The sequence below is a fragment of the Stenotrophomonas sp. C-A genome, assembly GCF_054030835.1.
Map to the genome: position 1 here is coordinate 4156684 of NZ_CM132916.1, position 17572 is coordinate 4174255.

18 protein-coding genes, 1 tRNA gene and 1 pseudogene are annotated in these 17572 nt (G+C 62.1%); 7 read left to right on the forward strand and 13 right to left on the reverse strand.

Annotation, left to right across the window (positions count from 1 at the left end):
• Window positions 1-33 precede the first annotated feature (33 nt).
• The 5 genes and pseudogenes from ACW5IY_RS19290 to ACW5IY_RS19310 all read right to left on the reverse strand — a co-directional run.
• Window positions 34-816, reverse strand: a complete 783-nt coding sequence (locus ACW5IY_RS19290; RefSeq protein ID WP_457326847.1) for a hypothetical protein — start codon at window positions 814-816, stop codon at window positions 34-36.
• A 669-nt stretch (window positions 817-1485) separates the two neighbouring features.
• Window positions 1486-1561: transfer RNA gene (locus ACW5IY_RS19295), tRNA-Ile, on the reverse strand.
• A gap of 10 nt (window positions 1562-1571) precedes the next feature.
• Complete coding sequence (locus tag ACW5IY_RS19300; protein ID WP_049436907.1) at window positions 1572-2735, reverse strand: tyrosine-type recombinase/integrase; 1164 nt, start codon at window positions 2733-2735, stop codon at window positions 1572-1574.
• Between the two features lie 5 nt (window positions 2736-2740).
• Window positions 2741-3010: a hypothetical protein gene (locus tag ACW5IY_RS19305; RefSeq protein WP_239682898.1), complete on the reverse strand. Its 270-nt coding sequence runs from the start codon at window positions 3008-3010 to the stop codon at window positions 2741-2743.
• A gap of 27 nt (window positions 3011-3037) precedes the next feature.
• Window positions 3038-3217 (reverse strand): annotated as a pseudogene (locus ACW5IY_RS19310) (Arc family DNA-binding protein); the annotation flags it as partial.
• Window positions 3218-3229: 12 nt separating this feature from the next.
• Between ACW5IY_RS19310 and ACW5IY_RS19315 the strand changes: the two are divergent.
• The 3 genes from ACW5IY_RS19315 (at window position 3230) to ACW5IY_RS19325 (ending at window position 7923) form a co-directional block, all read left to right on the forward strand.
• Window positions 3230-3451 carry a helix-turn-helix transcriptional regulator gene (locus ACW5IY_RS19315; RefSeq protein ID WP_100049961.1) on the forward strand — a complete coding sequence of 74 codons (222 nt, stop codon included), beginning with the start codon at window positions 3230-3232 and terminating at the stop codon, window positions 3449-3451.
• A 72-nt stretch (window positions 3452-3523) separates the two neighbouring features.
• Window positions 3524-3970 (forward strand): hypothetical protein, encoded by a 447-nt coding sequence (locus ACW5IY_RS19320; protein ID WP_049436906.1) that lies wholly within the window; start codon window positions 3524-3526, stop codon window positions 3968-3970.
• Window positions 3971-5940: 1970 nt separating this feature from the next.
• On the forward strand, window positions 5941-7923 hold the full coding sequence (locus ACW5IY_RS19325) for a head maturation protease, ClpP-related (protein WP_457326848.1): 1983 nt from the start codon (window positions 5941-5943) through the stop codon (window positions 7921-7923).
• 737 nt (window positions 7924-8660) lie between these two features.
• On the opposite strand, the gene ACW5IY_RS19330 is transcribed toward ACW5IY_RS19325, so the two are convergent.
• The 3 genes from ACW5IY_RS19330 to ACW5IY_RS19340 all read right to left on the reverse strand — a co-directional run bounded on the left by ACW5IY_RS19330 (window position 8661) and on the right by ACW5IY_RS19340 (window position 9607).
• Entirely contained in the window at window positions 8661-9011 is a 351-nt protein-coding gene (locus tag ACW5IY_RS19330) for a hypothetical protein (RefSeq protein ID WP_049436902.1), read from the reverse strand.
• A gap of 201 nt (window positions 9012-9212) precedes the next feature.
• Window positions 9213-9452: a DUF6953 family protein gene (locus ACW5IY_RS19335; protein WP_457327243.1), complete on the reverse strand. Its 240-nt coding sequence runs from the start codon at window positions 9450-9452 to the stop codon at window positions 9213-9215.
• Window positions 9453-9475: 23 nt separating this feature from the next.
• Complete coding sequence (locus ACW5IY_RS19340) at window positions 9476-9607, reverse strand: DUF2158 domain-containing protein (RefSeq protein WP_457327244.1); 132 nt, start codon at window positions 9605-9607, stop codon at window positions 9476-9478.
• Between the two features lie 319 nt (window positions 9608-9926).
• Between ACW5IY_RS19340 and ACW5IY_RS19345 the strand changes: the two genes are divergently transcribed.
• Window positions 9927-10058: a hypothetical protein gene (locus tag ACW5IY_RS19345; RefSeq protein ID WP_275043851.1), complete on the forward strand. Its 132-nt coding sequence runs from the start codon at window positions 9927-9929 to the stop codon at window positions 10056-10058.
• 201 nt (window positions 10059-10259) lie between these two features.
• Here ACW5IY_RS19345 and ACW5IY_RS19350 read toward each other — a convergent pair whose 3' ends face one another.
• Window positions 10260-11000: a DUF3800 domain-containing protein gene (locus tag ACW5IY_RS19350; protein ID WP_049436900.1), complete on the reverse strand. Its 741-nt coding sequence runs from the start codon at window positions 10998-11000 to the stop codon at window positions 10260-10262.
• Between the two features lie 162 nt (window positions 11001-11162).
• Between ACW5IY_RS19350 and ACW5IY_RS19355 the strand changes: the two genes are divergently transcribed.
• Window positions 11163-11420 (forward strand): hypothetical protein, encoded by a 258-nt coding sequence (locus tag ACW5IY_RS19355; protein ID WP_049436899.1) that lies wholly within the window; start codon window positions 11163-11165, stop codon window positions 11418-11420.
• Here ACW5IY_RS19355 and ACW5IY_RS19360 read toward each other — a convergent pair.
• The 4 genes from ACW5IY_RS19360 to dtd form a co-directional block, all read right to left on the reverse strand.
• Window positions 11407-11928: a hypothetical protein gene (locus ACW5IY_RS19360; protein ID WP_049436898.1), complete on the reverse strand. Its 522-nt coding sequence runs from the start codon at window positions 11926-11928 to the stop codon at window positions 11407-11409. The genes ACW5IY_RS19355 and ACW5IY_RS19360 overlap by 14 nt on opposite strands.
• A gap of 239 nt (window positions 11929-12167) precedes the next feature.
• Entirely contained in the window at window positions 12168-12836 is a 669-nt protein-coding gene (locus tag ACW5IY_RS19365) for a hypothetical protein (RefSeq protein WP_049436897.1), read from the reverse strand.
• A 134-nt stretch (window positions 12837-12970) separates the two neighbouring features.
• Window positions 12971-14824, reverse strand: a complete 1854-nt coding sequence (gene rpoD / locus ACW5IY_RS19370; protein WP_010481200.1) for an RNA polymerase sigma factor RpoD — start codon at window positions 14822-14824, stop codon at window positions 12971-12973.
• Between the two features lie 90 nt (window positions 14825-14914).
• Window positions 14915-15355: a D-aminoacyl-tRNA deacylase gene (gene dtd, locus ACW5IY_RS19375; RefSeq protein WP_049436896.1), complete on the reverse strand. Its 441-nt coding sequence runs from the start codon at window positions 15353-15355 to the stop codon at window positions 14915-14917.
• Window positions 15356-15417: 62 nt separating this feature from the next.
• On the opposite strand from dtd, the gene ACW5IY_RS19380 reads away from it, so the two are divergent.
• Window positions 15418-16338 (forward strand): lauroyl acyltransferase, encoded by a 921-nt coding sequence (locus ACW5IY_RS19380; protein WP_049436895.1) that lies wholly within the window; start codon window positions 15418-15420, stop codon window positions 16336-16338.
• Between the two features lie 85 nt (window positions 16339-16423).
• Window positions 16424-17560 carry a GTP cyclohydrolase II RibA gene (ribA, locus tag ACW5IY_RS19385; RefSeq protein ID WP_049436894.1) on the forward strand — a complete coding sequence of 379 codons (1137 nt, stop codon included), beginning with the start codon at window positions 16424-16426 and terminating at the stop codon, window positions 17558-17560.
• Window positions 17561-17572 lie beyond the last annotated feature (12 nt).

Consider the following 17572-nt stretch of genomic DNA (forward strand, 5'->3'; position numbering starts at 1 on the left):
GCGCTGGTGGTTTCCGGCCAGGCGCAGGCTTCATCAGAAAAGCAGATTCCTAAAGCGCTCAATTGGCGTCGCGACTACAACTCCCGCCTTCTGAGATGCACCCCAAACTATGCCCGTCAGCCTCGCATCTTCCGGACTCCAAGTATTCCCGGCGTTTGTGACTTCGAGGTATCGCGTATTCCAAAGTGCTGAGCCGCTCATTCCATGGGGGAGTGGCAGTTCCCCCGTTTGAGCAGTCAGTGGTACTGCTTCTGTCGGGCTGAGTGACATGCAGATATGCATCGCCGGATCAGCTCTAGACTCCTCGTCAAGGACATCTTGGACAAACTCGACCTCATGTAGGAACACTCCAGTTCCTTGGATGTAATGTTGTTCAAAGCAGGCCTTAGCGTCGCTTCCAGGGAATCCGTAGAAGTAAAGATACTCGCCTTCTACAGGGCAATGCTGGGTGGCGATCATGCTTTCCGGAATGCACACACCCTTATGCTCAACAACGTCCCACGAGCTAGCCAATGAGGCGATAGCGAAGTCCATAGGTAGCGGCTTAAGTAAAAAATCCCTCTCTACAGAAACGCCACCTTCCGAGCCGTAACAGCTATAGGCAAGCTTACCTTTGGACTGAAAGTTTGCCACATGCTCGCATGTGCAAATATGAGGCTGACCATCCATATCGATGAGCCACCCGGTGCCGTGGTGGTCGCCAGGCGGCTTCCGGCTGTCTCCAGGGGGAATTGAGATGATGGCGACAGTGAACTGCTCAACAAGCTCCCCCATCTCATTGACCAGAAATTCGGGGGGGGGGAAGTTCTTTTCCATAAAAACTCCTCAGCGATCAACAAATTTTGAAGCCTGCCTAACCACGTCACAAGCCCTCAGTCGAATCTGGGCATGCCACTAATTTACCGTGCACTGGTTCGCGGGCCGCCCCTTGGACAGGGTCCGATCTTAGGGTGACCAGATCAAGCGAACAAGGCTGCGTGTGGCCCGCTCCATCTGCTTGCGGGGCGCATGCTTCGCGAATGCCCGCCTCGAGTTGTGAGGCTTCCTACGGGCGGCACGGGAAACGCGACGACAGCGCAGCGGCGAACGGCTGGAGAACGGTTCCTAAAGGGTTGCAGCAACGCGTACTTGTTTCGCCATGCCCGTCCGACCACCTATACGGCGTAGGCCGCGCTAGGAGACAAACAGCCAGTAGACGCGGCACCCTCCTTTGAGGTCCTCCACCCGAACCTTCCGCGAGCTGGTCTCCAGCACCTGCACTAGCGGCGTCTCGGCTCGCTCGGCTGCACTCCAAGCCACCTGCCCGGTGAGCGCCGCCAAGTACGCAGATGCAGCAGTCACCATTGGTTCTTCCTTTTGGCGTTCTTCGGACAGCGCGCGCAAGCGCGCGTGGATGCCGCTGGACGGCGCTGGATGCCTCGCAGGGCTTAAATCAAGCAAATCAAGAGTTTTGCGGACGTCTCTGGACTTCGCTGGACGTCAATGTGGTGGGCCCACCAGGATTCGAACCTGGAACCAAGGGATTATGAGTCCCCTGCTCTAACCGTTGAGCTATAGGCCCTTTAAGGGTTTCAGGCGCTTTTGCGCGGGGGCCGTGGTAATTCCGGTGTAACCGCGTCGCCTGAAAGATGCTGCTGTAGGGCCGCCATTGCGTCCTGCATCGAAGCCGCGTGAGTGTACCGTTCGGCCATGGCTCTTGTCTTCCAGCCGCCCATTGCCTGGATGGTGGCCGCATCAAGCCCGGCGTGCGCAGCGTTGGTAGCTGCGGTATGCCGCATGGTATGCGGGGTGACGTGCTTGGTGATGCCCGCGGCTCGTACGCATCGCGCGAACACGGCATTCATCTGGTACGCCCGGCCGCTGCCCGCGCGTGCCGAGGGGAAGAGGAAGTCATCGGCCTGGAGACCTTCGATGACCTTGGCCAGGTATTCGGCCAGCACTTGCGGCATCGGCTGCTCGCGCCGGCCAGCCTTGTCCTTGCCGATCCACAGGATGCGCCGCTGCACGTCGACATCGCCGGCGCACAGGTTGAGCGCAGCGCTGTGCCGCAGCCCGGTGTAGAGCGTCACCATCACGAACCGGTGCGCCAATGGCGACAGATCCTCCTGTGCGGCCAGCAGCAGCCGCTGCGACTCCTCCGGGGTCAGGTAGACCAGCTTTCCTTGGGGTTCGCGCTGTCGGGCCAGCAGCGGCGCTGCAGCGAGAAGCTTGCGCCGACGCATGGTGTTGAGCATGTGCAGCAGGGCGGAACGCTCGCGGTTGATCGTGCCCGGGCTGGCACCCTCGCCTTTTCGGGTCGCCACGTAGGCGAGCCAATCATCATCGGTCAGCCTAGCCACGGGTCGGCGCCCGAGGTGGGGCTTAATGTGATCGCGGAACCGCCGCTGCTTGGTGTCAATGTCCTTGCCGTCATGCCGGCGCAGATAGTCCAGGTAGTCGTCAGCAGCCTGCGCTACCGTCTGCGAGGCGTTGCCCTTGCTCCCCTGTACCCCGTGGGACGCACTGCGCTTGGCGGCCTTGAGCGCGGCCACCACGTCCTCCGCCTGCGTGCGGGTGTATCCCTCCGACTCCAGGCCCACCACCTGGTGATGCCGGCGCCTGGCCACCATCACGTTGACCGACCACCGCCCGTCGCCGTTCGCGGTGCGGGTGAAGGTGATCCCTTGCTCACTGATCGATTGATTGGGCTTCAAGGCCCGCGTAGCTGGCCGCGTGAGTTTGAGGAAGGTCGCCATAGCAGCTACTTCTCGGCGCTATCGGCGGAGATCTTTCCTTTGCCGACCAAGTGCCTTTCGATACTCGAAGCCAGATCATCAAGGCGCGCTTTGCATGCCAAGTACCTAGCCTCCTCGACCTCGACAGCTAAGCGCAGAACGGCCTTGAGATGGTCCGGTGCGCCCGGATTGTCCTCAGCGTCTTCCAGACGCATTCGAGCATCCCTGAGGTCCCGGCCAGCTTGGGTCAGTTCTGCAGTTCGGTTCGCCAGCATCAAGTCATCGAGCGTATCCACGCTCTGCCTTAGCCGGAGCACGATTTCTGAGGTCAGAGAGCGCCCGGCCTCCTTAGCGGCCTCGTCCAATCGCGCCTTAAGCCATTCAGGCAGCCTGATTTTGAAATGGGGGTCTGTTGCGGCCATTTGCAAAGAGTGACCCAGAATGGGCCTTGACTGCAATGACCCACTGTGGGACATTGCAACGAATGGCCCATTGTGGGCCATCTGGAGGATTAGATGAAAAGCGCTACTGCAATCCCGCCCGAACGGTTCAAAGGTGTGGAGGCCGCTGCATACCTAGGAATCAGCAAAAGCACATTGGAAAAAATGCGCGCAAATGGACGCGGCCCTCGCTACGTAAGACTTGGTCGACAGTGCTTCTATCGCCGCACGGATCTTGATGCCTACATCGGCGGGGCCGTAGTTGAGACGACCGACAGTCGTGGGCAAAAGAAATAAAAACGGCCCGGGAGCGCGAACTCCCGGACCGTTGCAATCGATACCGAACCCTCTTACAGGAACGACACGACTATGGCCAGCAATGCTACAGCACGCGCCGCTGTAAACAAGCCCACCCAGCCCCTGGCCTCAATGGCCGCTGAAAGCGCACTCAAGAACGCCAGTATCGCGGCGTCCAGATTGGCGCCCAGCAATGAGGAAGAGAGCACAGACACAGCGGTTCGCCTGTTAGCAGGCATCCGCGATGGATACATATACGACGGCAGCGACGGCAGCGCCTGGTCCCGGGGGGTGCACGGCTTCAGCCGTGACAGCATCGACCTTGCAAACATCGATCAGTGCTTGTCCGGCTTGATTGGAGTCCTCGAAGTAATGCATGCCGGGCAGATGGCCTGTGATGAGTTCAAGTCGGCTCTCGGTTCCGTGGCGCATGATCGCCTTTCGAGGGCGGCAAGGGCGCTCGCATACTCTGCAGAGAATTCAATAGACAGCCTCCGCGCCAGGTTGGGGGAGCAATGAGCGTTTCCGTGGAATTGCCGACACGCTTGGCAAAACGACTCGTCCACTCAGCATCCCAAAAGAATCACACGCTGGCCTGCGAAGTCCAGCACCGCCTGGAAGAGTCGTTGCGATTAACCGAATTGTCGCTCTCGCTACCGTTGGATCTGGAGCGACGAGTCGAACGTACGGAGGCGGCAGCTCGTGCGTTTGCCGGCGCAATGCAAATCGCGGACCGGATGAGCCTAGGGAAGAAGCGGGGACTACGCTTCGCGCTAGAGCACACGAGGCGCATGACGGGCGTTGATTTGGGGAAGGAGGTGGAAGCCTTGCCCGAAGATAGAGGCAGGCCTTTGGGTTCGCCAGCAGTCGAGGAATTTCTCGATGCATGGGAGAGTGGCTCGCTCGGCTTGCCGTGGTCGCCGGCACTGTCTGTCGACGTGTACGCCTTCTACCAAACATGGGCCACCGCCGAGGGACAGTGCCCTGCCTACATCGCTCAGTTTGTGCCTGCCTTAATCAAATGCGGGCGTGTGAGCACTGCCCGCAAGCGGTGGCGGCATGGAGGGCGCCTCAATGGCCCCTCCATGTTGCTAGTTCCCAAGGTGGACGCCAAGCGACCAAGCTCACTCACCGATTGGCTAGGGGATTGCATATCAGCCTTCCAAACGGCCGCTAAGGACGCAGGAAACGCCCCATGACAGCCCCCATCCCCCCCGTGAGGGCTAGAAGCGCGCCACTGTCTGCCGAGTACCTGAGAGCCAATCAGGCGCTGTGGCGCCGCTCTCAATCCGGTGTTGGGTCCTCCCTGGCGGCACCCATCGCGGGTAATCGGACGCGCAATTCCTCGGTAGATAGTGATCTGCCGCCTTACTTAATTGATGCAAGAACGTTGCTTTCCTGCTGCTTGACCGACAAGCCTCCCAGGAGATCAGCTATCCTGTCCATATGCTTCGAGCATCACAACGCACTTGCCAGGCGATACCCCCTTTGGTATCCGCAGCCGGACTTAATCGGTCGCCCCTGTACGTTCATGCATGTGCGGGCTGTGCGGGGATGTGTGCGGGCACGGCGCATGCAGAGAACCCTTGCGGCAGCGGGCATGTGCGGCGCGTGCGGGCTGTGCGGGACACTCCCCGTACATGCGCATGCGGGCGCGTGCCTGCGCACACGCACATGCAGGCGCGCACACACGTATACATGCCCGCACAGCCCGCACACGCCGCACACACCCACTGCGCCAACGCATCGCGGGCGTAGCGCGGCCGCACATCCGCCCGCACTGCCCGCACCTACCCGTGCGTTCGCGCGCTCCTACTACCTAACCTTCTTCTTGAAGAAAGAGTTGAGGGAGAGCAGAACTGTCCTGGCCCGTTCCGTTCGCGCTACCGCTCTTCCGGAGCTGTTACTTGAATCGACCTGCGGAGTTCAAAAAATCCGCCGACTGCATCCCACGATGGGGGGCGGGGGAGCGTGTGACTATGCCTCCCATGGCTTTGATTCCCGTGAAACACGACGCTACGAACCTGAGCCTACCCGCCTGAGTTGCGGAGACCGATCGCATGGTTAACAGGATTGATGAGGCGCTATCACGGCTGCGGGTTTGTCGAGCCGCCGGGGTGGCGCCCTCCGCCGAGCTGCAGGACGAAATACTCGAATGCCTGGAGGCAACAGTCGGCGGAGCAGCACTGCGTAGGCGTCGCGATGCTTTTATACGGCGAGCGGCGCTCCTACTTCCTACCGGAAGCGAATTTGAGCGTGCTGGTGTGTTGTCCAGGGAGGCAAAGACTCTCTGTCGCATGCGGACACGGGGCAGCACTACAGCCACGGTAGGTGAACCGGCCACGCCACGAGAATGCCTCTATGCCGCTTCCTTGCTCGCCCGGCTGCCTGGATCGCAACGACAGTTCTATCGAGTCCTCACCGCTCAAGGTCACTGACACACCCTCATATTGTTTTGTCAGTGGTCGGCGAGGGAATCTACTTCCACGATGATCAACCTCACCTTCTACAGCGAAATTGCACCCGAAGATGCTCAGTTGGTGCTGAATCAACGCCGCTCCGATCCGCGCGATGCGGTCGAGGTTCGCATCAACTCACCGGGCGGTAGCGTGCACGCGGCATTGGCAATCTTCAACGCCCTGCGCCCGAGAAAGCCAACCGTCTACATCGACGGCGTTGCTGCATCCGCAGCCAGTGTTATTGCGATGGCCGGCCAGCGGGTCGTCGCGGCTGAGAATGCGATTTTCATGATCCACGATCCCTGGATTCCCAGCACTTCAGGGAACGCCGCTGAGTTGCGAAGGGAGGCCGAGACGCTAGACCTGCATCGCGACGCGATGCTCACTGCATACGACCGATCCGGGATCAGTAGAAAGGAATTGATCCAGATGCTCGCGGAAGAGACGTGGATGAATGCTAGCGAGGCACTGCGCCTCGGCTTCATAGATGAAATCGCCGAGGCAATCTCCTACGCAGCTCACTCTGAATCCAACTACTTGGCCTATCGGCGAACGCCACAGGAACTCATCACCATGACCCGAAGCACTTCCGTAACTCACTCGCCCCAGCGTCCGGAAGGTTGCGCGGCCGCTGCTCCGCAGCAGCCTTCCGCCGAGTCCGCACCACAAGGTGCCGCCCCCAACCCAGCATCTCACGCGGACTTCCTCGCCGCTCAGCGCGCACGCAATGACGAGATAGCCGGCTTGTCTCGGAGCTTCCCGCTGAACCCTGAGGTCCAGAGCTTAGCCCGAGTCGCTCTCGCGGATCCTGGGATGTCGATTGATAGGTTCCGGGCCGATATGCTCGCTGCGCTGGGACGCGGATCTGAACCGCTCGGTGGCGGGCACGGCAATGGAATCCGGGTTGCATTTGGGGGGCACTCTGGTGGTACAGGCTCTGATTTTGTTGGCGCGGCGAGTGACGCCCTGGTGATTCGTGCGGGTATTCGGATTGAGAATCCTCATGCCGGAGCCAGGGACATCGGCGGCATGTCGCTGAGCGACATCATGCGTGCCTGCGTTAGCCGCGGTGGCCGCTGGGCCGATGCATCCACTGGTGGCCGCTCAGCACTCGTTCGTGCTGCAATGAGCACCTCTGACTTCCCCGCGATTCTGGAGAACACGCTCGGAAAAGCTCTGAGGGGTGGCTACGAGTCGGAGCCTGCGACCTACCAGGCGTGGACGCGTCGGGTCTTGGTCCCTGACTTCAAGGAACAATCTCGCGTTCTACTCGGCAGTGCGCCAGAGCTACTGCTGGTGCCGGAAGGGGCGGACTACACCCTCGGCAGCATGGATGAGGACAAGTCCGTTCCCTATAAGGTCAGCAAGTTCGGACGCATTGTGCAGCTGACTTGGGAAGCGCTGGTCAACGACGACCTGAGCGCCTTTCTCCGGATCACCCAGGCCATGGGTCAGGCTGCAGCGCGTGCCGAAGGTGATGCGGTGTATCGCACGTTCTCTGAGAGCGATGGAGCAGGCGTGCTGATGCAGGATGGGAAGCCTCTTTTCCACTCCGATCACAAGAACCTAGCCACGCCAGCTACTGTCATTAGCGCTGACGCGCTTGGCGCTGCGCGGGTGCTGCTCCGTAGACAGACTGCGATCGGCGGCGGCGCTCTCAACCTCCCGCCGCGATTCCTCCTTGTTGCGCCCGAGCACGAACAGGCTGCGGAAGTTCTTCTGGCAGCCGCTGCCCGTAGTCTTTCCCAGGGGGAAGAGAATGCACTCATCCCAGCTTGGCTAGCTAAGCTGGAACTGGTAGTCGAGGCCAGATTGACTGATGACGCGTTCTGGCTGCTCACCTCGCCTGATTCGGTGGACACCTTGGAACGTGCTCACCTGGAAGAGGACAACGGCCCTCGCATCACCGAGGAGGAGGGATTCAACAACGACTCCCGCAAATACAAGGTACGGCACGTTTTCGGCGCACGATGGCTGGATTGGCGTGGCGCGGTGCGAGTACCGCTGAACTAGCTGATCCGACGTATCCCATGTGCGGAACAGTGGAGTCAGACCAGCCAGCGGTGTCTGTAACAACACTGGCAGCCGGCGCCCTGATCACGGGGTGAGCCGGCAGCGGAGGGGCGGCGACTATCGCCGCCCCTCCTCTCTTCATTGCGGCTCAGGTGCGTCTGGACGAACGCGCCACCAACATGCCCTGACTCGACGCCGCAGACTGCCTGCTGCTACCGCCAGGTCGGCGTCCTGGCCGCGCGCATGGAGCCGTCTACCAGCAGCCGTTGGCCAGCGGCATCCACGACGAGGTGGCGCCCGGACGTGCACGTCGATAATCTTGGCATCAGCCGTGATGAAGTGAACGACGTCGCTCGCGCGGAGTGGCAGGCATGAGCCGGGCCCGCCTGATAATCGATGCCGCCCGCATGGCGCCGGGCGTGGACATTCAGGATGACGAGACGAACGAGAGCATCCGCCAGCGCGCCGTGACCGCAGTCATGGGGTCTGACTGGACGGACGGCAGATGCGATGAGTATGTGTCTGGGCTCTTCGCCATCTGCGTTCTGGAGAAGCGAGAGGCACCGCCGACCCCGATGCTGTCGGCCGGTAGGCGCAGGCATCACTGAATTCGCTGCGCGGTGTGTGGGCTGCGCCGGACCAGCCGGAGAGTGTCCGTAACAACACCGGCAGTCGCGGAGCCGTTCTCATGCCGGCGAGAGGCGACCGGTACCGCCCCTGATCCAGGGGCGGCATCGTCAATCCACGTAGGTCGACTGCGGGTCTTTCCTTCGACCTTGACCGGTGGCCGTATTGACCTCGATCTGGTCCCCCACCTGGCGCCAGCACATCAGATCCAGCATCCCGGATGAGGGATCGCCAGGCTTCTGCACGGAGACGGTGCTCCAGCCCTCACACTCTCCGCCGGCCGATGAAGCTGCATGGCTCAGCTCATACTCGATCCCCTCACCACGGATCCGACCGGTATAGGACCGCTGTAGCTTCGGAGAAGAGCCTGCACCGCTGACGCTCTCCGCGATGCCAGCGATGACTGCTGAGCCAAAGAACAAAACGATCGGCAGCCCCACCACCGCGATGAAGGTCCACATCGCCTTCCTGGTGTTTCGCTCTTTGCGCCCCAAGGCCGGTGCCCCGCAGTGCGGACAGACCGCTGCCTGATCGCTTATTGATTTGCCACATTCCCTGCAGTTCATGAGAGCCAACTCATTCCCTCCCTTCCTGGATGGACCAGAGTTCTGCGTATCCGCATGCCTCACGCTGGTGACCGGGCAGCAGTTCTCAGAAGATGATCACCCCCTAGCCTCTCGGCCCACTTCATCCTCTGGAACTCGCAACCGCCAGTACCGGTCAGGCTTTACCCACACCACAGAATCCGCATTGCGCCTCCGGAAGCCAGTGAGCAACGAAGTTGATAGAACAACGTTGCCGTCGGCGTTTTCTTTAAGGAATTCTTCGCAATTTGCTTTGACCAAATGATCGACTACGTCGTCCTGGTAGAGGCAGCCCTCTGCTTCAAGAGCGGACTGCATCCACTCAACCACCTCATCGATCCTCACTCCTCATTCCCGGGGACTGCATCAAGCATCTCTTCCGCAAAGGAGCCCACTTCAAGCTTCTTTCCGGCGAACCATTTGCACCGGTAGCTTGTACGGTCCAGCCCACTGTGCACCTCGTTCACAGCCATGTCGGGTCCGCCAACATTGAGCTTTACTTTGTCGCCCACTTTGTATTTTGCCTTAGCTTCCACAGGATGCTCCCATTCCAGAGTTGGATTTAGTCCGAGCGGCGAAGACGCCTAGTTGGGGTCATCGTCAGGTTCTGGAATAGTACTAAATCGGCCGATGTAGTACACATGTGGAATAAACCGATCTATTACCCAACTTGGAGCGCCTCTGGTGACTTGGGCATCGGTATGGCGGTGGGCGGAGTAGATCACATGCTGTCAGCACAGCCTAAAGAGCTGGAGGCCAAAGGACAGCGCAGGAAACGCTCCGAGCTACGGCTTGAGCGGTGTCGTCAACTGCCAGGCGCAGGGCAATCCTGTGCCGTATGCGTTCGGCGGCCACGACACGAAGGGCATGCTGGTCGGCTCGGCGATGATCAGCGGCGGCATCTATGCGGAGGATCAGCAGTGATAACGGTCGCCTAGCCCGACGAGCCAAGTGGGCGGCGGCTATGCCCGGCAGAGAACGCCCCCAGAAATGCTGAACGAGGCCCGTTTGCATTAGGGCCAGGACATGCCACACTCGCCCCTGAGGCCCAGCCGATCGAACCCCTCGGAGATCCGAGTGCCACGGACGTGGATACGGGAAACCGTTAGATCGCTCGGCCTTTTTTTATTTGCGGCGCTCACCCATCCGAAGCGTCCATATGCCCATATGCGGCGACCAACTGTTGGCGATCTGCAACGACTCCATGTTGGCCCGCCTGGCAATATGCTCTGCCACAGCACGCTTGTGCGGAGATGCAGTTGGCACCAAATGCATACGGTTCTGATGGAAGCCAACAGCACCAGTCAGAAGGTCGGACAGCTGAAGTAGTCGGCAGGTGCGCGAGTCTCTGTAAATCACGGTGCGAACGTGAGGGGATCGATTAGCGAGGTCTCGCTTTAGCGCGTTGTTCAACACTGCCCGGAGATCTTCCAGGTCGTATCTGAGCGTCGTGCGCTGATCTAGAACGACGTGCACGTCTTCATCAGGCAACGCGTACTGAGCGATGCGCTTTACAAGAAGGTTGTACAAGCACTTGTAGAAGCAAACGTCTCTGTCACCGTCGTGATACCCCCGGACGTCCAACTGATGCTGATCGATCACCATCGACTGAAACCAACGGCCAGCCGCAAGTTCCTGATCATTGGTTCCATCAAAATATCGATCAGCGATCGCGAGCTCGCGCGCTCGCTTGGCTCTGGAGATGCCGCTCCACTTCACTTCGTCTGACAAGCCGCTAGCTGCGACCGTAGCTTCGATCGCAGCGCGCAGATCACCAATCTGCTCTCCACAAAGAAACAGCGCTCCATGGATCAGGTAACGGTTTCTACCGTCCGCGCAGCTTTCGTCCACGTACACAGCTAGCATTGCCAGACCCAAACTGAGGTTGGCCGGATCATAGTACTCCCGGAGCCAGGCCGGCCATGGACAAGCCTGTGGATATCTTTCCCGTGGCGAGGCGCCATAGGAGCAAGCCCGAGACTACGTCAACGCGATCGTCAGGTGACGAGCCTGATGGACCAGATGTAGGTGGGCGACCTGGACAAGGGTGGCGTCGGCATGGGCGAGCTGGCCGACACCATCGAGGCACTGCCGGACAACTTCGCGCGCGCAGTGTTCGACCTGGTGGTGGACAAGGATGGCCAGGCCGCGACCACGGCGGCGGTGCAACAGAGCAATACCCCACTCGCCCAAGTGGTAGATGGGTTGGACCGGATCGAGGCGGCCAGCAGCAAGACGGCGGCTACCAGCAGCAGCGCTTCGCGCACGTCGCTTAATGCTCGCTAGCCACGGGACCTGTAGTAGGGCCGGGATTGAATTCAAGCTGACGCAGGAGCAGGTGGGTCATTTCGCGATTGAGGGTGCGGACGTCGGAGATGAACGTCCTCATCGCCTCCGGATCTATTTCTGACCGGCGCTCGTCAAAACTGATGATCTTGGAGCCCAGCAACGGCTCCTTGTCGCCGATCTCCTCCGCATTCACCGTTGCTTCCAACGGTATCCCGTCGAAAAACACGTAGATGCTGAGCGCCGAATGTAGGATCTCGTTGCGGTGCTTCTTGAGCCGCTTCACTTCCTCGATGCAATCCCGGCATGGTTCGACAAGAGACGGCTCCATATCCTGGAGATTGTCGGAAAGCCGCTTCAACCGTTCGTTGAGAAGTCCCCGCGTGCTTCTCCCGATCAGCATCAACATCTGGGACACGTTCAACTCGACCTCTCCCATCGCCAAGGAGAAGCGGCCTATGAGCACTTCCCATTCGGCTGCGATCCGTTGCCTCTCTTGGCTATCCATACGTGTAATTCCTGTGTAACCGTGACGGAAATTCCGGGGTACCCGGTGCAATCTGCTGAAATAGCGATGCACGGCATGCGCCGGAAAAAGGCTTATTTCCGAGGGAAATGGAGAGATCCGGCGACACCCTGAAACGGGGTGAGGATGGATTATGAGTCCCCTGCTCTAACCGTTGAGCTATAGGCCCGGCGCAGCCTCACAGTGTAGTGAGGCCGGCAAATGGTTTCCACTGCGCGCCACTACTGCCCCAGGCGCTGCATCAACCGATCCAACGGCGCGCGGTTGTGGTACTCACCGCGCAGGCGGCGCTCGCGCTCGCCACACTGTCCGTTGTCAGCCACCACCAGGTCGGCGCCGCGCAGCAGTACACGTGTCGTGCAGTCACCCTGGCGCAGATGCAGCACGTCTTCGTCCTCCTCCGGTGCAGCGCGCCCCAGGAACCGCGGTGCCGCCCCCTCGCCGCCCTCCTGCGTGCTCAGCTCGAATGCGTCCCCCTTGGCTGCGATGTCGATGGCATTTCCGTCACTGCGTTCCCAATGAGCGACCCAGCTGGTCAGGTTGGTCTCGTAGTAGTTGCTCGTTTTCATCACGCGCGACTCCGGCGCCCAGCCCACCACTTCCTTGCTCGGCGGACGTGCTTTCACGCAGTAGTAGCTGTTCCAGCGGTCACCGATCACCAGGCCGGTGCCCGGTTCCATCTCCTCGCCACTGCGGCACCCCTCCCGTTCCTCGTCCAGGCAGCCTTCTGCCTCGCCCAGCAGCAGCACCTGCCCGGCGTCGACCACGCGACCCACGGCATAGTCGAACTGGCTGCTGAAGAAACTCTCGGCATTGCATGCCGGTGGTTGTGGAGTATCCGCCCAGGCAACCAGCGGTGACAGCGAGAGCAGCAGGATCGGCAGTTTCATCGGCATTCCATTGACCAGTACAAAAACAGGACACGCATCCTATCCCGTCGTACGCAACGCGGACGTCCACAGGCAAAAAAACAGACCCCGCTTGCGCGGGGTCTGTCGGGTGCTTCATATGTAGCGGATACCGGTCAATCGATATCCAGGAAGCTGCGCAGCTGCTCCGAGCGGCTCGGGTGACGCAGCTTGCGCAGGGCCTTCGCTTCGATCTGGCGGATGCGTTCGCGGGTCACGTCGAACTGCTTGCCGACTTCTTCCAGCGTGTGGTCGGTGTTCATGTCGATGCCGAAGCGCATGCGCAGCACCTTGGCTTCCCTCGGGGTGAGGCCGGCCAGCACGTCGCGCACGGTTTCAGACAAGTTGATGTTGGTGGTGTTCTCGATCGGGGACTCCACGTTGGTGTCCTCGATGAAGTCGCCCAGATGGGAATCCTCGTCGTCGCCGATCGGGGTTTCCATCGAGATCGGCTCCTTGGCGATCTTCATCACCTTGCGGATCTTGTCTTCCGGCATGTCCATTTCCTTGGCCAGCTCCTCCGGCGTAGCCTCGCGGCCGTACTGCTGGAGCATCTGGCGGGAAATGCGGTTCAACTTGTTGATCGTCTCGATCATGTGCACCGGAATACGGATGGTGCGCGCCTGGTCGGCAATCGAGCGGGTGATCGCCTGGCGGATCCACCAGGTGGCGTAGGTCGAGAACTTGTAACCGCGGCGGTACTCGAACTTGTCCACGGCCTTCATCAGGCCGATGTTGCCTTCCTGGATCAGGTCCAGGAACTGCAGGCCGCGGTTGGTGTACTTCTTGGCGATCGAGATCACCAGGCGCAGGTTGGCCTCGACCATTTCCTTCTTGGCCTTGCGCGCCTTGGCTTCACCGTAGGCCATGGCACGGCTGATTTCCTTCAGCTCTTCCAGGTCCAGCTGGGTCAGCTTCTCGATGTCGATCGTCGCCTGCTGTTCGGCGATGATCTGGTCCTTCACTTCGCGCAGGGCCGACGACCACTTCTGCTTGCGCTTCAGTGCGTCTTCCACCCACTCCAGGTTGGTCTGGTTGCCTTCCCAGGAACGGATGAAGTCCTTGCGCGGCATGCGTGCAGTGACGGTGGCCAGGTTCAGCACGCGGCGCTCATGGGCCTTGATCGACGCCATGGTGTCGCGCAGCTGCTTGGTCAGCACGTCGGTCAGCGGCAGCGGCAGCTTCAGGGTGACGAACACCGCCGACATCTCTTCGCGCAGGCGCGGCAGGTTCTTCTTGTCGCCCTTGGTCGCGGCCTTCTTGAAGGCGTTGAAGGCATCGCTCAGCGCCTGCATGCGCGCGGCGACTTCCTCCGGATCCGGACCGGTCGGTGCGGCTTCTTCATCGCCACCGTCGACATCGTCGTCCTCGTCCTCGTCGCCTTCGGCGTCGGCATCGGCGCTGTCATCGGCAGCGGCCGCCGGCGGTGCCGGCTCTTCATCGGTCAGATCGTTGAAGCCGACGATCACTTCGGCCAGGCGCTTCTTGCCTTCCTTGTGGGCTTCGTAGTCGGTCAGCAGCGACTCGACCGAGACCGGGAACTGGCCCAGGGCCGCCTGGACCTGCGAAAGGCCTTCCTCGATGCGCTTGGCGATGGCGATTTCGCCTTCGCGGGTCAGCAGCTCGACGGTGCCCATTTCGCGCATGTACATGCGCACCGGGTCGGTGGTACGGCCACCTTCGGTGTCGAGCGCGCTCAGTGCGGCGGCGGCTTCTTCGGCCGCGGTGTCATCGACTTCGCGGTTACCGGTGTTGCCGTCGTTGAGAAGCAGGGTTTCCACATCCGGCGCAACTTCATGGACATCGATGCCCATGCCGTTGATCATGCCGATGATGTCTTCGATCTGTTCCGGGTCGACCATGTCGTCCGGCAGATGGTCATTGACTTCGGCGTAGGTCAGGTAGCCCTGTTCCAGGCCCTTGCTGATCAGTTGCTTGATTTCGGATTGGGCAGGACGTTCGTTGGCCATGTAGTGCTCGCGCCACCGGCTAGGGAGAAATAGGGAACGTAGCATTATACCAGCCCGGGGCCCGGCCTGCCGGGCGGTGGTCCCGGCGGCTTAGGGCCTGAGAAGGAAGGTCACGGGACCGTCATTGACCAGGCTGACGACCATATGGGCACCAAATCGGCCCGTTTCCACCCCTGGCGCGTGATTTTCACGACAGATCTCGACAAATCGATTGAACCCGCGTTCAGCCTCGGCCGGCGGCGCGGCGCTGGTGAAGCTGGGCCGCATGCCCGACCGGGTGTCGGCGGCCAGGGTGAACTGGCTGACCAGCAGCAGGCCGCCGCCGGTGTCGCGCAGCGAACGGTTCATCTTCCCGGCCTCGTCGGCGAACACCCGGTAGCCCAGCAGGCGCTCGGCCATTCGCTGCAGCTGGGCCTCGCTGTCGCCCGGCTCCATGCCGACCAGCGCCAGCAGGCCGGGGCCGATCTGCCCCACCGCTTCGCCCTCGACGTGGACGGCGGCCTGGCTGACGCGCTGGATCAGGACGAGCATGCGGGGGCTTCCAATGAACACGGCCGGCCACGATAGCAGCGCCCTTGGCTAAACTGGCGCCGATGAATCCGCAACGCAAAGCCCGGCTGGTCTACCGCGCCACCACCCTGTTCGCCCGCCTGCCCTGGCCGCTGCTGCGGGGAATCGCCCGTGCCCTGTCCTGGACCTGGATCAGTCTCAACGCCCGTGAGAGCCGCGTCACCCGGCGCAACCTGGAGCTGGCCTACCCGGACCTGGAGGGCGCCGCGCGCGACCGCCTGCACCGGGAGCTGCTGCGCTCCACCGCCCTGCAGGCCATCGAAACCCTGCGCCTGTGGAGCCAAGCGCCGGCCGACAACCTGCGCCTGCACTTGAAGCATCGCCACGGCGAGGCCCTGTACGACGCGGCGCTGGCCAGCGGCAAGGGCGTAATCGTGGCGGCGCCGCACTTCGGCAACTGGGAGCTGCTGAACCAGTGGCTGGCCTCGCGCGGGCAGATCGCCATCGTCTACAAGCCACCGGAGGACGAGGCCAGCGATGCCTTCCTGCAGCTGGTGCGGGGCGGCCAGAACGTACAGCAGGTGCGTGCCGAAGGCCCGGCCGTGCGCCAGCTGTTCAAGGTGCTCAAGGACGGCGGTGCCACCGGCATCCTGCCCGACCAGCAGCCCAAGGCCGGCGATGGCGTGTTCGTGCCGTTCTTCGGCGTGCAGGCGCTGACCATGACCCTGGTCAACCGGCTGGCCGAGCGTACCGGCGCCACCGTGCTGTATGGCTGGTGCGAGCGCATCGGGCCGGACATGGAGTTCGCCCTGCACATCGAACCGACCGACCCCGCCGTGGCCGACCCGGACCCGCAGGTGGCCGCCACCGCGCTCAATGCAGGCATCGAGCGCATCGCCCGCCGCGACCCTGCGCAGTACCAGTGGACCTACAAGCGCTATACGCTGCGGCCATCGGGCAGTGGCGAGGAAGACCCCTACGCGACCGAGGAACACCCGCACTGACGGCCGCTCCACTCAGGCCACCGGCCCCTGCGACCGGCGGCCGCACCACGTTGAATACGACGCCGGCGCCCCCATAGAGACTGCGATGTCCGCCTCCCCCGGTCCTGCCATGCCTGCTGCTTCTTCCCTGTTCGGCGATCCGGCCGCGATCCGCTGCGAGCGCGCGGTTTCCGAACTGCGTGCCGGTCGCCCGGTGCTGCTCCACGATGGCCAGGGCCAGCGCCTGGCGGTGATCGCGCTGGACAGCGCCACGGCCAGCAGCTTCGCTGCCTTCGCCAATGCCGCCCACGAGCGGCATTACCTGTTCCTGACCGCCACCCGCGCCCGCGTGCTTGGCGTGGAGGCCCCGCAGGGTGCGCGCCTGCCGCTGGCCGGTGTTGCCTTCGACGCCCTGCCCTCGCTGGGCTATCTGCGCGAACCGGGCCCGATGCCGGACGGCTGGAGTGCCGGTGACGCCTTCGACGCAGGCGCCGTGGAACTGGCCCGCCTTGGCCTGTTGCTGCCGGCCATGGTGGCGGTGCGCCTGGACGCCGAAGACCGCACCTTCGATGGCGCGGCCGAGGTGGCCCTGTGCGACCTCGCCGAAGGCGCAGCACATGCCGCGCATGATTACGAACTGGTGGCGCGTTCACCGGTGCCGTTGCGCGATGTCGGCATGACCACGTTCGCGGTGTTCCGTGGCGGCGTCGCCCAGCGTGACCAGGTCGCGATCATCGTCGGCGAACCGGACCTGTCGGCGGTGGTACCGGTGCGCGTGCACTCCTCGTGCCTGACCGGTGACCTGTTCGGCTCGCTCAAGTGCGACTGCGGCGACCAGCTGCGGCGCGGCCTGCGCAAGCTGAAGGAACTGGGCGGCGGCGTGCTGCTGTACCTGGACCAGGAAGGCCGTGGCACCGGCATCGCCGCCAAGATGCGCGCCTACGGCTACCAGCACGACGGCCTGGACACCATCGACGCCGACGCACAGCTGGGCTTCGGTGCCGACGAGCGCCGCTACGGCAGCGCGGTGGCCATGCTGCGTGGCCTGGGCATTTCGCGCGTGGCCCTGCTCAGCAACAACCCGACCAAGGCGCAGCGCCTGCGCAATGCCGGCATCGAAGTGCTGGACTGCATTCCGGTCACCGGCGAGATCACCGCCGAGAACGAACACTACCTGCGCACCAAGGCCGATCGTGCCGGCCACCTGCTGGATGTGGACGCGCTGATCCAGGCTGCCCAGTAACGCAGCCGACCT